Here is a 13546-nt window from a genome sequence, read left to right as displayed (position 1 = left end):
CACCGCCCGCATCGAGCGGTCGACCTCCGAGTCGACCGTCGTCGTCGAGATCGACCTCGACGGGACCGGCCGCACCGACGTCTCGACGTCCGTGCCGTTCTACGACCACATGCTCACGGCACTCGGGAAGCACTCCCTGATCGACCTGACGGTGCGGGCGACGGGCGACACCGAGATCGACGCGCACCACACCGTGGAGGACGTGGCGATCGTGCTGGGCGAGGCGCTGCGCGTCGCGCTCGGTGACAAGAAGGGCATCTCGCGGTTCGGCGACGCGACCGTCCCGCTCGACGAGGCGCTCGCGCTCGCGGTCGTGGACGTCTCGGGCCGCCCGTACCTGGTGCACGAGGGCGAGCCCGCCGGCCAGGAGTACCACCTCATCGGCGGCCACTTCACCGGGTCCCTGACGCGGCACGTGCTGGAGTCGATCGCGCACCACGCAGGCATCTGCATCCACGTGCGCGTGCTCGCCGGACGCGACCCGCACCACATCGTCGAGGCGCAGTTCAAGGCGCTCGCGCGGGCGCTGCGTGCCGCGGTCGCGCCCGACCCGCGGGTCGAGGGCGTCCCGTCGACGAAGGGCGCGCTGTGACGGACCCGTCGGGCGAGGACGTCTTCCCGGACGTGACGGTGCCCGACGACCTCAGCGGGCTCGACGACGCCACCGCCGCGCCCGACGCGCCGCGACCCGTCGCGGTCGTCGTGACGCAGGTGGGCGCGGCCGAGCCGCTCGCGGCGGCGTGCGCCCTCGCGGGCCTCGAGGTCGACGCGGTGCTGTCCGGCATCGGCGTGTTCGTCGTGTGCCGCGACACGTCGCCCGGCGCTCCGCAGCGCGTGGCCGAGACGCTGACCCGTGCGATGTCCGGCCTGCCCGCGATTCTGCTCGAGCGCCGGGACGACCGGATCACCGCGCACCGGTGGCTGGACGGCGTGCAGGGCGACAAGCTCGCTCCCGCGATCGTGCTCGGCGGTGCCCCCGACGCGCTCGAGAACCTGTTGCTCGGCGTCGAGACCGTCGACGAGCTGCCGGGCGTCGTGTCGAGCGTCGGGATGGGCCGGTTCGCGGCGATGCGGGCGCTCGCGTCGACCGCGCGCGCCGCGAAGCGCTCCGCCAAGAAGAAGGGGAAGGCGTCGTGACCTCCCGGTCTGTCGTCGTCCTCGACTACGGCTTCGGCAACGTGCGCTCGGCCGTCCGCGCCCTGGAGCGCGTCGGAGCCGAGGTCACGCTGACGTGCGACCGGGCCGCCGCGCAGGAGGCCGACGGGCTCGTCGTGCCGGGGGTGGGCGCGTTCGCCGCCGTCATGGCCGGGCTCCGCGCGGTGCGCGGGGACGAGGTCGTGGGCCGCCGGCTCGCCGGCGCCCGGCCCGTCCTCGGGATCTGCGTGGGCATGCAGGTGCTGTTCGACGAGGGCGACGAGCACGGCGTCGTGACCGAGGGCATGGGGGAGTGGCCCGGGAGCGTGCGCCGGCTCGACGCGCCCGTCGTGCCCCACATGGGGTGGTCGACCGTCGACGTCCCCGACGGCAGCGCGCTGTTCGCCGGCATCGAGGACGAGCGCTTCTACTTCGTCCACTCCTACGCCGCGCAGGACTTCACCCTCGGCACGGACGACCCGCCCGACTCGCCGTTCCGTGCGCCGCTCGTGACCTGGTCGCAGCACGGCGGCCGGTTCGTCGCGGCGGTCGAGAACGGCCCGTTGTCCGCGACGCAGTTCCACCCGGAGAAGTCCGGCGACGCCGGCGCCCACCTGCTCGAGAACTGGGTCGCGACGCTCTGACGCCGTCGCCCGCACCGTCGGCAGCGACACCCGCACGCACCCATCGACCCGACCGACCCGACCGACCCGCACCCGGCACGCGCCGGGTGCCGCCAGATCAGGAGCACCCATGACCGACCGACTCGTCCTGCTGCCCGCCGTCGACGTCGCCGACGGCCAGGCCGTCCGCCTCGTCCAGGGCGCCGCAGGCTCGGAGACCTCGTACGGCGACCCGCTCACGGCGGCGCTCGACTGGCAGTCCGGCGGCGCCGAGTGGATCCACCTCGTCGACCTCGACGCGGCCTTCGGGCGGGGTTCGAACGCCGAGCTGCTCGCCGAGGTCGTCGGTCGGCTCGACGTCCAGGTCGAGCTCTCGGGCGGCATCCGCGACGACGCGTCGCTCGAGCGGGCGCTCGCGACCGGCTGCCGTCGCGTCAACCTCGGCACGGCGGCCCTGGAGAACCCGGAGTGGACCGCGAAGGTCATCGCCGAGCACGGCGACCGCGTCGCCGTCGGGCTCGACGTGCGCGGCACGACGCTCGCCGCCCGCGGGTGGACGCAGGAGGGCGGCGACCTCTGGGAGGTCCTGGAGCGCCTCGAGCAGGCGGGGTGCCCGCGCTACGTCGTGACCGACGTGACGAAGGACGGGACGCTGCGCGGCCCGAACATCGACCTGCTGCGGGACGTCGCGGCGCGGACGGACGCGCCGGTCGTCGCGTCGGGCGGCATCTCGGGCCTCGGCGACCTGGAGGCGCTGCGGGCGCTCGTCCCGGACGGTGTCGAGGGCGCGATCGTCGGCAAGGCGCTGTACGCCGGCGCGTTCACGCTCCCGCAGGCGCTCGACGTCGCGGGGCGCCCGTGACGGGTCGCGCGCTGCCGCCGACGTCCGGGTTCGCGGGCGACGACGGGTCGGCCGACGCCGAGCTGGCGGACCTGCTCGCGGCCTGGGCGGGGGGCACCGCGACGCTCGCCGCGGTCGTGGCGCGGCTCGGTGCGACCCGCGTGCTCGTCCCGGTGCTCGCCGAGCTCGAGGCGTCGGACGTGACCGAGGACGGCCTGCACGTCGACAAGGAGGCGTCGTCGGGCGTGGTCGCGCTCGAGGCGCCCGACGGCCGTCGCGCTCTGCCGGTCTTCACGTCGGTCGCGTCGATGGCGGCCTGGCGACGTGAGGCGCGACCCGTCCCCGTGGAGGTCCCACGCGCGGCGCTGTCCGCCGTGAGCGAGGACTGGGCTCTGCTGGTGGTCGACCCCGCCGGCCCGGTGACGGCGGTCGTGCCGCGCCCGGCCGTGTGGGCGCTCGCGCAGGGCCGGCCGTGGCTTCCCGCGGTGATCGACGGCGTGGTGGACGCGGACGTGGTGGCGGCCGTCGCGGCCGTCGCGGACGTGGTGCCCCATGTCGCGTCCGCGGACGCGCAGCCCGGTCGGACCGCCGAGGTGGCGGTCGTGCTGCGCATCGACCCCGGCCTGGACCGGGCCGGTCTCGACCGGACCATCGCCGGTGTCAACGCGCACCTGGCCGCGTCGCCGGTGGTGGGGGAGCGGGTCGACTCGCTCGAGCTGAGGATCGGGCGCGCCGGCTGAGAGACGGTCGGTCCGGCCGACCTGTGGATGGTGTGGTCCGCGAGGTTCGTCCGAGATGGTAGGTTCCGCGCGACGTGCGGCCCGGTCTGGGGGCGCCGCGACCAGCGAGGAGACCACTGATGGACCAGAACGTGCCTACCCCCGACCCGGCGACGCCCGGCACGGACGCCGCACCGGTCACGGCGACGGCGCCCGGCGCGACGACGGCGCTCGAGGAGTCGCCCACCGCGTCGCCCGCGGGGTGGGGCGCGCCGGCAGGCTTCGGGTCGGCGCCCGTGGAGCCGACGCCCGAGGCCGCGGTCGCGGTCGGCGTCGCGCAGCGCAAGCAGGCGATCAAGCAGTTCGTGATCGCGGTCGTCCTCCTGGGGGTCGGGCTCGGGATCACCTACGCCGCGACCGGGCACGGCGGCCTGATCTGGATCGGCGCGTTCCTCGTCGCCGCGTCGCTGCTGGTCCGGTCCGTCGTGGCCTATCGCGGTGCCCTGAGCAGCGGCGCGACGTCGCTGTCGCGCGACCGGGGGCTCCTCGTCGTCGCCGGGGCCGCCGTCGTCGCGTGCCTGGTGGGCGTCGTGCTCGTCGTCGGGCACATGTCGGACACGAGCAAGGACGCGCACGCGTCGACCGGCGTGGGCTCGTGCTGGAAGGACGGCTCGGGCTCGATGCTCCAGGCGGTCGACTGCTCGCACGACCACCAGTACGTGGGACGGGCCGTCGTCTCGACGGACAGCGAGTGCCCGACGGACGCCGTCGGGACGGTCACGTCGGACGACGGCCGCGAGCTCTGCCTCGCGCGGGGCTGACGGCGAGCGCGTGGACGACGTCAGGGTGGATGTCTGGGTGGATGGGGAGTACTCCCCACCCACCCAGCGGGATCCGGGTGGACTCAGGGCGCGCGCTCAGGAAAGGATGCCTGCCATGACCTCCTCGATCCGGACGATCCGTCGTGCCCGTCTCGCCTCCGCCGCCGTGAGCCTCGCTCTCCTGACCGGTGGCCTCGCCGCCTGCAGCTCGGGTGACGACTCCACCAAGACGTTCTGCGACACCTATAAGTCGGTCGCCGAGGACACGAGCCTCGACGACCTGGACTCGTCCGACCTGGGCGGCACGGTCGACAAGATCTCCGACGTCAACGACAAGGTGAAGGACGTCGATGCGCCGGACGAGATCTCGTCCGACTGGGACACCATGAAGAAGTTCCTCGCGGACTTCTCGAAGGCGTTCGACGGTGTCGACACCTCGGACCAGGCGGCGGTGCAGACGGCTGCTGCCGGCCTCACCGACCTGGCGTCCGAGGCGAGCTCGATGCAGACTTCCGCCACCAAGGTGAGCGACTGGGCCAAGGACAACTGCAAGTGATCCGCCAGCACGCCTGACTGGCGGCGAGGCTGCTGATCTGACCGGAAGCGCAGAGCGGGCCGGGTCGACATCGGTGACGTCGACCCGGCCCGCTCTGTGTCGTCCTGCCCTGCGCCGTTCGGGACTCTGCGCCGTTCGGGGCACCGGTGACTTCGGGGCCGCGTGTCAACGGTTCCGGCGCCGCAAGCCCCACCCGATCGCGACGGCTGCCACCGCTGCCGCGACCTGCCCGCCGAGGATCACCCGGTTGGCGTCGACGACCGGCACCCACCGTGCGTGACCTTGCTCGACGACGACGACGCCGAGCGGTCGGACCTGTACGCCGTAGGCGCCGCCTCCGGTGCCCCCGGAACCGCGGGCGTCGCCCTTGGCCTCGCCCTGGAGATCGCCCTTCGCCTCTGCCTGCGCATCGCCGAGCGCGCCCGTCCCCGTGCCGTCACCGGCGATGCCGTGGGCGGCGTCCTCGGCCGCCGGTGCGCCGGCGGCCGAGGCCTCAAGCTCCGGGACGTCGGCGCGGGCGCGACGCAGCCGGCCGAGACGCCCGCTCCCGGAGCCGCGCCCCGAGCCGGTACCGCCACCGCGGCCGGTGCCGGACCCGGACCACGTGCCGCCACCGCCGCCGGCGCCGATGCTCGCACCGCCCACGACGCGCGCCACGGGGATCACCAGCGTGCCGTCGTGCTCGTAGGCCTCGCCGTAGACGCGTCCTACGGCGAGGGAGTCGTCGGAGGCCTGTGTCAGCCGGCCGAGGTCAGGGGTCCACTCGCGCTCTTCGCCGCTCATGTCGGCCACGCTACGTGCGGCGCCCGGACGGTGCCATGCGAGACGGGCGGCGTCAGACGACCGATCCGGTGAACTTCTCGCCGGGACCCTCGCCGGGCGCGTCGGGATAGACGGACGCCTCACGGAAGGCGAGCTGGAGGGAGCGCAGGCCGTCGCGCAGCGAGCGGGCGTGCTGGTTGCCGATGTCGGGGGCGCTCGCGGTGACGAGGGCGGCGAGCGCGTTGATGAGCTTGCGGGCCTCGTCGAGGTCGAGGTCGTCCCGTGCGGCGGCGTCGTCTGCCAGGCCGCACTTCACGGCTGCGGCGCTCATGAGGTGGACCGCGGCGGTGGTGATCACCTCGACGGCGGCGACGTCGGCGATGTCGCGGACGGCCTGGTCGGCGGGGTCCGCCGCTGGGACGGGGGGCGGGGAGTCGGTCATCCGCCCATTCTCCCATCGGGCGTCCGTGCGCGGTGCCGGGTGGCCGCGCCGGCGGGCCGCCCGCGCAGGGGGAGGCGTCCGGCGTGCTAGACTCGGTGACTGACCGACCCGTGTCGGCGTCCCCTCGCAGTGCACACCCCACCTCTTCCGTGGGCGAGCGCGGCCGGGGGAGGTCGTCCGGGTGCGCAAGTGGACTCGTCCCACCCGGGTCTCGACCGACAGCCTGCAGGCATCCTGCAGGGCTGCGACAGAGGCCGGGTCCCGTCGCCGGAGTCGCGGCTCACGCCGCACCGACGACCGTACGCCGTCTCGACGGTGTGCGTCTGTGACGGCCCCCACCTGCGCTCAGGGACGGGGGCCATTCCCGTTCCTGGGGTCGTTGCCACGACTGCCAAGGAGCCAGACATCAGCGAGCCTCGCATCAACGATCGGATCCGTGTCCCCGAGGTCCGACTCATCGGTCCCGACGGGGAACAGGTCGGAGTCGTCCGCACCGAGGTCGCCCTGCGTCTTGCGCAGGACGCCGATCTCGACCTGGTCGAGGTCGCCCCCGACGCACGCCCGCCCGTGTGCAAGCTCATGGACTTCGGCAAGTTCAAGTACGAGGCCGACATGAAGGCCCGTGAGGCGCGTCGGAACCAGGCGAACACGGTCCTCAAGGAGATCCGGTTCCGCCTCAAGATCGACCCGCACGACTACGGCACCAAGAAGGGCCACGTCGAGCGCTTCCTGTCGGCCGGCGACAAGGTCAAGGTCATGATCATGTTCCGTGGTCGCGAGCAGTCGCGCCCGGAGATGGGCATGCGTCTGCTGCAGCGCCTCGCCGAGGACGTCGCGGAGCTCGGCTTCGTGGAGAGCTCGCCGAAGCAGGACGGCCGCAACATGACCATGGTCCTGGGCCCGGTCAAGAAGAAGGCCGACGCCAAGACCGAGCAGCGCCGCCGCTCCACCGAGATCGACGCCGGTCGCATGACCAAGTCGGAGCGCAAGGCCGCTGAGCGCGGTACCGACGAGGCCGTGGACGACCTGAGCGTCGACGAGCAGGGCGTGGACGAGCTGGTCGCCGAGGCTCCTGCCCCGGTGGTCGAGCCGGACGCTGCCCCCGAGCCCGTCGCGGCCGCCCCCGCGGAGCCGGTGGACGAGCCCTCGGCAGCGAGCGAGCCCGCCGCCGAGAAGCCTGCCCCCGAGAAGCCTGCGGCCACGAAGCCGGTCGCCACGAAGCCGGCGGCGACCCGCCCGGCCGCGACCAAGCCGTCCGACAAGCCTGCCGCGAAGCCGGCCACGACCCGGCCCGCCGCCGCGAAGCCGGCCACGGCGAAGCCCGTCGCGGCCAAGCCCGCGGCAGCTGCGTCGAGCGCGCCGGCCGCAGACGCCGCTCCGACCGCGACGCCGAAGGCTCCGACGCCCCGGCCCGTGGCCCCCAGGCCGGTCGCTCCCAAGCCGGGCGCGCCGCGTCCCGCGGCGCCCAAGCCCGGTGCGCGGGCCCCGCGCCCCGGTGCGGCAGACAAGGGCTGACGCCCCACAGACATGGGCCGTGCCCGCACGGCCCGCACCAGTCGGTCACCCCGCGTGACCGACCAGACCCGAGGAGAGACGGCAGCCATGCCGAAGAACAAGACGCACTCCGGCGCGAAGAAGCGGTTCCGCACCACCGGGAGCGGCAAGGTCATGCGCGAGCAGGCGAACGCCCGCCACCTGCTCGAGCACAAGTCCAGCCGGCGTACGCGCCGTCTGGCCCAGGACCAGGTCGTCGCGCCGTCCGACGTCAAGAAGATCAAGAAGCTGCTCGGTAAGTGAGCTGACCGGCCAGGGCGCACCCGTCGCCCTCGGCCGTCCTCGCATCGAGCCCCGAACGCAAGGAGCATCACGTGGCACGCGTGAAGCGGGCGGTCAACGCCCAGAAGAAGCGCCGTACGACCCTTGAGCGCGCCAGCGGTTACCGCGGCCAGCGCTCGCGCCTGTACCGGAAGGCGAAGGAGCAGGTCACCCACTCCCTCGTCTACTCGTACCGCGACCGCAAGAAGCGCAAGGGCGACTTCCGCAAGCTGTGGATCCAGCGCATCAACGCTGCGTCGCGCGCGCAGGGCCTGACGTACAACCGTCTCATCCAGGGCCTCAAGCTCGCGGGTGTCGAGGTGGACCGTCGCGTCCTCGCCGACCTCGCGGTCAACGACGTCGTCGCGTTCAACGCCCTGGTGCAGGTCGCCAAGGGCGCGCTCCCCGCGGACGTCAACGCGCCCAAGGTCGCAGCCTGACGACCCGGCGCGACGCAGCGGTGCGTGAGCCCGGTCGTCCCGACCGCGACGCCTCCCGTGCTGCCGCAGCCTCTTCGGACGCCCGGCGAGCCCCCGCCTCCGACCCCGTCCTGCGCAACCCGCGCAGCGACCGGGTACGGCAGGTGCGGGCGCTCGCCGGGCGTTCCGTGCGTCAGCGCACGGGCCGGTTCCTGGTCGAGGGCCCGCAGGCGGTGCGCGAGGCGGTGCAGCACGCGCCCGGACGCGTGCAGGACGTCTACCTGACCGCGGCGGCGGCGGACCGGTACCCCGAGATCGCACGGGGTGCCGGGGACGCCGGGCTGCACGTCCACGAGGCGTCGGACGAGGTCCTGACCGCCATGAGCGCGGACGCGCAGGGCGTGCTGGCCGTCGCGGAGACGTGGTCGACGTCGCTGAGCGACCTCGTCGACCGGCCTTCCGGAGCACGAGGGCCGCGTCTCGTGGCGGTCCTGTCGTCCGTCCGTGACCCCGGCAACGCCGGAACGGTGATCCGAGCGGCCGACGCCGCCGGTGCGGACGCCGTCGTCCTGACGACGGGTTCCGTCGAACCGTTCAACCCGAAGGTCGTGCGGTCGACAGCCGGTTCGCTGTTCCACCTGCCCGTCGTGACGGGCGTGCCTGTCGAGGAGGCCGTCTCGACGCTCGGCGCCGCGGGCCTCGTGGTGCTCGCCGCGGACGGCGGCGGCGCCCGCGACCTCGACGAGCTCGCGGACGCTGCGGCGTCCCGTCGCACCGGCACCGGCACCGGCACCGCGGTGGACCTCGCCGCGCCCACGGCGTGGCTGTTCGGCACGGAGGCCCAGGGCCTGTCGGACGCCGAGCGTGGGCTCGCGGCGGCCACCGTGCGCGTCCCCATCCGCGGTCTGGCGGAGTCGCTGAACCTCGCGACGGCGGCGACCCTCTGCCTGTACGCGTCGAGCCGGGCGCAGCGCTGATGCGGCTGTTCGCGTCGGTCAGGCCGCCCGCCGCCGTCCTCGACCACCTGGACCGCGCCCTCGACGGCGTCGGGGTGCCCAGGTCGGTGCTGCCGGGCCGTGGCCGCGAGACGGCCGTGCGCTGGGTGCCGCGCGACGACCGGCACCTCACCACGGCGTTCTACGCCGACGTCCCCGAGGGGGCCGTCCCCGAGCTGCTCGACGACCTCGCGGCCGTCGCGGCGGGCACGGAGCCGTTCGAGCTCCGGTTGCGCGGCGCCGGCTCGTTCCAGGGCAGGGTGCTGTGGATGGGTGTCGACGGGGCGGCCGAGGACCTGGTGCGCCTGGCACAGGGATGTCTCGATGCGAGCGTCAGGGAGGTCCCGGACGACGTCCGGCCGCACCGGCCGCACCTGTCCGTCGCCCGGGCGCGCCCGGCGCGCGGCCGGCGGGGCGCGTCCCGCGCTGCGCAGGCCTCCGCGTTCGACGCGCCGGCGCGGGCGCTCGCCGTCTACGAGGGGCCCGCATGGACGGTCGACACCCTCGAGCTCCTCGAGTCGCTGCCCGGCGAGGGGCCGCACGGCGGGCCGCTGTACCGCGTGGTCGCCACGTGGCCGCTCGGTGCCCCGTCGCACGGGGCGCACTAGACTCGTCCGTCGGTGCGTGCGGCGCGTCCGCCACGGTGGCCGTGCCCGCGCCGAACCCTCGTCCCGGTCCGTGCGCGGACCTCTCCCGAGAGGCAGCCATGCCCAGCCCTGACCCGGCAGACCACCAGCTCAGCGACGCCCCGAGCCCGCTCGACCAGACCGCGCTCGACGCGGCCGTGGACGCGGCGCTCACCGCGGTCGCGGGCGCCGACGACCTCGACGCGCTCAAGGCCGTCCGCACCGTGCACACCGGCGACCGCAGCCCGCTCGCCCTCGCGAACCGGGCCATCGGCACGCTCGCGCCCGCGGACAAGGCCGCCGCGGGCAAGCTGCTCGGCCCCCGCCGCGGACGTGTCGCCCAGGCGATCGCACAGCGGCAGACCGCGCTCGAGGCCGAGCGCGCGCAGAGGGTGCTCGTCGAGGAGTCCGTCGACGTCACCCTCCCGGTGGACCGCCGCCCCCGCGGTGCCCGGCACCCGCTCGAGACGCTCCAGGAGCGGATCGCCGACTTCTTCGTCGCGATGGGCTGGGAGATCGCCGAGGGCCCCGAGCTCGAGACCGAGTGGTTCAACTTCGACGCGCTGAACTTCGGCCCCGACCACCCCGCGCGCCAGATGCAGGACACCTTCTACGTCCGCGGCGCCGGCGCGGGCGACGACACGTCGTCCAACCTCGTCCTGCGGACGCACACGTCGCCGGTCCAGGCGCGCACCCTGCTCCAGCGTGACCTGCCGGTGTACATCGCGTGCCCCGGCAAGGTGTTCCGCACGGACGCGCTCGACGCGACCCACACGCCCGTGTTCCACCAGGTCGAGGGCCTCGCCGTCGACAAGGGGCTCACGATGGCGCACCTCAAGGGCACCCTGGACCACTTCGCGAAGGCCATGTTCGGGCCCGAGGCACGCACGCGCCTGCGGCCGAGCTTCTTCCCGTTCACGGAGCCGAGCGCCGAGATGGACCTCTGGTTCCCGCAGAAGAAGGGCGGCCCGGGCTGGATCGAGTGGGGCGGCTGCGGGATGGTCAACCCGAACGTCCTGCGGTCCGTGGGCATCGACCCGGACGTCTACACCGGGTTCGCGTTCGGCATGGGCATCGAGCGCACGCTCATGCTCCGCCACGGGATCGCGGACATGCACGACATGGTCGAGGGAGACGTGCGCTTCACGTCGCAGTTCGGGATGGAGATCTGATGCCGTACGTCGTCACCGAGTGGCTCGCCGAGCACGTCGAGCTCCCCGAGGGCCTCACCGCCGAGCAGCTGGCCGCCGACCTCGTCCGCGTCGGGCTCGAGGAGGAGGGCATCCACGGCGCGCAGGTCACCGGCCCGGTCGTCGTGGGCAAGGTCGTCGCGATGACGCCCGAGCAGCAGAAGAACGGCAAGACGATCAACTGGTGCCAGGTGGACGTCGGGTCGCACAACGCGACCGACGACTCCGGCAACCCGGTCCCGCGGGGCATCGTCTGCGGCGCGCACAACTTCACGGTCGGGGACGAGGTCGTCGTCGCCCTGCCGGGTGCGGTGCTGCCCGGCCCGTTCCCGATCGCGAGCCGCAAGACGTACGGGCACGTGTCGGACGGCATGATCTGCTCGGCCCGCGAGCTGGGGCTCGGCCAGGACCACGCCGGCATCATCGTCCTCGAGCAGCACGGCTACTCGGCCGAGCTGGGCCACGACGTCACGCCGGGCACCGACGCGATCGCGCTGCTCGGCATCGGCGAGCAGGTCCTCGAGATCAACGTGACGCCGGACCGCGGGTACTGCTTCTCGTACCGCGGCGTGGCGCGTGAGTTCGCGCACTCCACCGGCGCGTCGTTCACGGACCGGGGGCTCGAGTCGTCGCTCGCGGCGCCGCTGCCGTCCGCGACGCCCGACGGGTTCCCCGTCGAGGTCGCCGACGCCGCCCCGGTGCACGGGGTCGTGGGCTGCGACCGGTTCGTGACGCGCGTCGTGCGGGGCATCGACCCGCAGGCGGCGAGCCCGGCGTGGATGCAGCGGCGGCTCACCCAGTCGGGCATGCGCCCGATCTCCCTGGTCGTGGACGTGTCGAACTACGTCATGCTCGACCTCGGCCAGCCGACGCACTGCTACGACCTCGCGAAGGTGGCCGCCCCGCTCGTCGTGCGCCGCGCCGCGGCGGGCGAGCGCCTCACGACGCTCGACGACGCGGACCGCGCGCTCGACCCCGAGGACCTGCTCATCACGGACTCGCCCGCGCTCGCGGACGGCGAGGAGGGCACGCGCGTCCTCGGGATCGCCGGCGTCATGGGCGGCGCGTCGAGCGAGGTCTCGGTGACCACCACGGACGTGCTCGTGGAGGCGGCGCACTTCGACCCGGTGTCGGTCGCGCGCACGGCGCGGCGACACAGGCTCGCGAGCGAGGCGGCCAAGCGGTTCGAGCGCGGCGTCGACCCGCGGCTGGCCGCGGTCGCGGCGCAGCGCGTCGTCGACCTGCTCGTCGAGCTCGGCGGCGGCGCGGTCGACGCCGCGGTGAGCGACCTGGACCGCACCGCCGAGGCCCCGGCGCCGGTGGTCCGGCTCGCGCTCGACGAGCCGGCACGCCTCACCGGGGTCGACTACCCGCAGGAGCGCGTGCGCGCGCTGCTCGCCGAGATCGGCTGCACGGTGGTGGACGCTGTCGTGGACGCGGGGGGTGACGCGGGCGTGCTCGAGGTCACGCCGCCGTCGTGGCGGCCCGACCTCGTGGACGCGGCGTCGCTCGTCGAGGAGGTCGCCCGGCTCGACGGGTACGACGCGATCCCGTCGATCCTGCCGTCCGCTCCCGCCGGCACCGGTCTCACTGCCGGGCAGCAGGCGCGCCGCTCGCTCGCTCGCGCGCTCGCCGAGGCCGGGCTCGTCGAGGTGCTGTCGTACCCGTTCGTCGCGCCGGCGCAGCACGACGACCTCCTCCTGCCGGAGGACGACCCCCGCCGGGTCGCCGTCTCGCTCGTCAACCCGCTGTCCGACGAGCAGCACGAGATGCGCACGAACCTGCTCGGGACGCTCCTCGCGACCGCCCGGCGGAACGTGGGTCGCGGTATCACCGACCTCGCGGTCTTCGAGACCGGGCTGGTCACGCGGCCCCGCGTCGGAGCGCCCGCCGCGCCGTCGCTCCCCGGCGGGTCGCGGCCGTCGGACGCGGACCTCGCCGCCCTCGCCGCCGCGCTGCCGGACCAGCCGCGGCACGTCGCCGGCGTCCTGGCCGGCGAGCTCGAGCCGTCGGGCTGGTGGGGTGCCGGTCGCCGCGCCGAGTGGTCGGACGCCGTCGCGCTCGCACGGCTCGTGGCCGACACGCTGCGCGTCGACGTCGTGGTGACCGCGGACGCCGACCACCGCCCGTGGCACCCCGGCCGGTGCGCGCGTCTCGCGCTCGCGGACGGCACCGTCGTCGGGCACGCCGGCGAGCTGCACCCGCAGGTCGTCGAGAACCTCGGGCTGCCCGCTCGCGCGGTCGCGTTCGAGCTCGACGTGGACGCCCTGGTCGGGGCGGCCCCCGCCGTGCCCGTCGCGGCGACGCCCGTCTCGGCGTTCCCGCTCGCGAAGGAGGACGTCGCCCTCGTCGTGGACGCGGACGTCCCCGCTGCGGACGTCGAGGCGGCCGTGGTCCGCGGTGCGGGCGACCTCCTCGAGGAGCTCCGGCTGTTCGACGTGTTCACGGGCGCCCAGGTCGGCGCGGGCAAGAAGTCGCTGGCGTTCTCGCTGCGCCTGCGCGCGGCCGACCGCACGCTCACCGCGGACGAGACGGCGGCGGTGCGCGACCGGGTGGTCGCGGCGGCGGCGGAGGCCGTCGGCGCGACGCTGCGGTCCTGACCC

General features: G+C 74.5%; 16 protein-coding genes. 14 read left to right on the top strand and 2 right to left on the bottom strand.

Translation table 11 applies throughout. The features are described 5' to 3' along the window. The first annotated feature begins 10 nt into the window (after positions 1–10). From hisB to CLV34_RS00700, 7 genes are all read left to right on the top strand, one after another. On the top strand, positions 11–592 hold the full coding sequence (gene hisB / locus CLV34_RS00730) for an imidazoleglycerol-phosphate dehydratase HisB (protein ID WP_425436175.1): 582 nt from the start codon (positions 11–13) through the stop codon (positions 590–592). Further along, entirely contained in the window at positions 589–1137 is a 549-nt protein-coding gene (locus tag CLV34_RS00725; RefSeq protein WP_100348381.1) for a hypothetical protein, read from the top strand. Before hisB ends, CLV34_RS00725 begins: the two co-directional genes overlap by 4 nt. Continuing rightward, positions 1134–1778, top strand: coding sequence for an imidazole glycerol phosphate synthase subunit HisH (gene hisH, locus CLV34_RS00720; RefSeq protein WP_100348380.1), 645 nt, complete (start codon positions 1134–1136; stop codon positions 1776–1778). The genes CLV34_RS00725 and hisH overlap by 4 nt, the downstream gene beginning before the upstream one ends. A 109-nt stretch (positions 1779–1887) precedes the next feature. Further along, entirely contained in the window at positions 1888–2619 is a 732-nt protein-coding gene (priA, locus tag CLV34_RS00715; protein WP_100348379.1) for a bifunctional 1-(5-phosphoribosyl)-5-((5-phosphoribosylamino)methylideneamino)imidazole-4-carboxamide isomerase/phosphoribosylanthranilate isomerase PriA, read from the top strand. Continuing rightward, positions 2616–3338: an SseB family protein gene (locus tag CLV34_RS00710; RefSeq protein ID WP_100348378.1), complete on the top strand. Its 723-nt coding sequence runs from the start codon at positions 2616–2618 to the stop codon at positions 3336–3338. The genes priA and CLV34_RS00710 overlap by 4 nt, the downstream gene beginning before the upstream one ends. 119 nt (positions 3339–3457) lie before the next feature. Beyond that, positions 3458–4138, top strand: coding sequence for a hypothetical protein (locus CLV34_RS00705; protein ID WP_100348377.1), 681 nt, complete (start codon positions 3458–3460; stop codon positions 4136–4138). Positions 4139–4253: 115 nt separating this feature from the next. After that, the gene (locus tag CLV34_RS00700) at positions 4254–4694 is read left to right on the top strand and encodes a hypothetical protein (protein WP_100348376.1); all 441 of its coding nucleotides are present in this window, start codon (positions 4254–4256) and stop codon (positions 4692–4694) included. A 165-nt stretch (positions 4695–4859) separates the two neighbouring features. Here the strand turns inward: CLV34_RS00700 and CLV34_RS00695 are convergent, their stop codons facing one another. Further along, positions 4860–5477, bottom strand: coding sequence for a hypothetical protein (locus CLV34_RS00695; protein ID WP_157803642.1), 618 nt, complete (start codon positions 5475–5477; stop codon positions 4860–4862). A 52-nt stretch (positions 5478–5529) separates the two neighbouring features. Beyond that, entirely contained in the window at positions 5530–5898 is a 369-nt protein-coding gene (locus CLV34_RS00690; RefSeq protein ID WP_100348374.1) for a DUF1844 domain-containing protein, read from the bottom strand. Between the two features lie 339 nt (positions 5899–6237). Between CLV34_RS00690 and infC the strand changes: the two genes are divergently transcribed. The 7 genes from infC to pheT all read left to right on the top strand — a co-directional run bounded on the left by infC (position 6238) and on the right by pheT (position 13543). Continuing rightward, positions 6238–7413: a translation initiation factor IF-3 gene (gene infC / locus CLV34_RS00685; RefSeq protein ID WP_425436174.1), complete on the top strand. Its 1176-nt coding sequence runs from the start codon at positions 6238–6240 to the stop codon at positions 7411–7413. 87 nt (positions 7414–7500) lie between these two features. Further along, the gene (gene rpmI, locus CLV34_RS00680; protein WP_100348373.1) at positions 7501–7695 is read left to right on the top strand and encodes a 50S ribosomal protein L35; all 195 of its coding nucleotides are present in this window, start codon (positions 7501–7503) and stop codon (positions 7693–7695) included. A 71-nt stretch (positions 7696–7766) separates the two neighbouring features. Next, entirely contained in the window at positions 7767–8153 is a 387-nt protein-coding gene (gene rplT, locus CLV34_RS00675) for a 50S ribosomal protein L20 (protein ID WP_100348372.1), read from the top strand. A gap of 110 nt (positions 8154–8263) precedes the next feature. Continuing rightward, positions 8264–9109, top strand: a complete 846-nt coding sequence (locus CLV34_RS00670) for a TrmH family RNA methyltransferase (protein ID WP_100349097.1) — start codon at positions 8264–8266, stop codon at positions 9107–9109. Then, positions 9109–9735: an RNA 2',3'-cyclic phosphodiesterase gene (gene thpR, locus CLV34_RS00665; RefSeq protein ID WP_100348371.1), complete on the top strand. Its 627-nt coding sequence runs from the start codon at positions 9109–9111 to the stop codon at positions 9733–9735. The genes CLV34_RS00670 and thpR overlap by 1 nt, the downstream gene beginning before the upstream one ends. 98 nt (positions 9736–9833) lie before the next feature. Beyond that, positions 9834–10925, top strand: coding sequence for a phenylalanine--tRNA ligase subunit alpha (pheS, locus tag CLV34_RS00660; RefSeq protein WP_100348370.1), 1092 nt, complete (start codon positions 9834–9836; stop codon positions 10923–10925). Then, positions 10925–13543 carry a phenylalanine--tRNA ligase subunit beta gene (gene pheT, locus CLV34_RS00655; protein ID WP_100348369.1) on the top strand — a complete coding sequence of 873 codons (2619 nt, stop codon included), beginning with the start codon at positions 10925–10927 and terminating at the stop codon, positions 13541–13543. The genes pheS and pheT overlap by 1 nt, the downstream gene beginning before the upstream one ends. Positions 13544–13546 lie beyond the last annotated feature (3 nt).

The sequence above is a fragment of the Luteimicrobium subarcticum genome, assembly GCF_002798015.1.
In the GTDB taxonomy this organism is placed as follows: Bacteria; Actinomycetota; Actinomycetes; order Actinomycetales; family Cellulomonadaceae; genus Luteimicrobium; species Luteimicrobium subarcticum.
This window is presented reverse-complemented; position numbering and strand designations above follow the sequence as displayed.

Bases quoted from the DNA above. Each gene is read 5' to 3' on its own strand.
- priA (WP_100348379.1), top strand. From the start codon at position 1,888: ATGACCGACCGACTCGTCCTGCTGCCCGCCGTCGACGTCGCCGACGGC.
- CLV34_RS00705 (WP_100348377.1), top strand. From the start codon at position 3,458: ATGGACCAGAACGTGCCTACCCCCGACCCGGCGACGCCCGGCACGGAC.
- CLV34_RS00700 (WP_100348376.1), top strand. From the start codon at position 4,254: ATGACCTCCTCGATCCGGACGATCCGTCGTGCCCGTCTCGCCTCCGCC.
- CLV34_RS00695 (WP_157803642.1), bottom strand. From the start codon at position 5,477: ATGAGCGGCGAAGAGCGCGAGTGGACCCCTGACCTCGGCCGGCTGACA.
- CLV34_RS00690 (WP_100348374.1), bottom strand. From the start codon at position 5,898: ATGACCGACTCCCCGCCCCCCGTCCCAGCGGCGGACCCCGCCGACCAG.
- rpmI (WP_100348373.1), top strand. From the start codon at position 7,501: ATGCCGAAGAACAAGACGCACTCCGGCGCGAAGAAGCGGTTCCGCACC.
- thpR (WP_100348371.1), top strand. From the start codon at position 9,109: ATGCGGCTGTTCGCGTCGGTCAGGCCGCCCGCCGCCGTCCTCGACCAC.
- pheS (WP_100348370.1), top strand. From the start codon at position 9,834: ATGCCCAGCCCTGACCCGGCAGACCACCAGCTCAGCGACGCCCCGAGC.
- pheT (WP_100348369.1), top strand. From the start codon at position 10,925: ATGCCGTACGTCGTCACCGAGTGGCTCGCCGAGCACGTCGAGCTCCCC.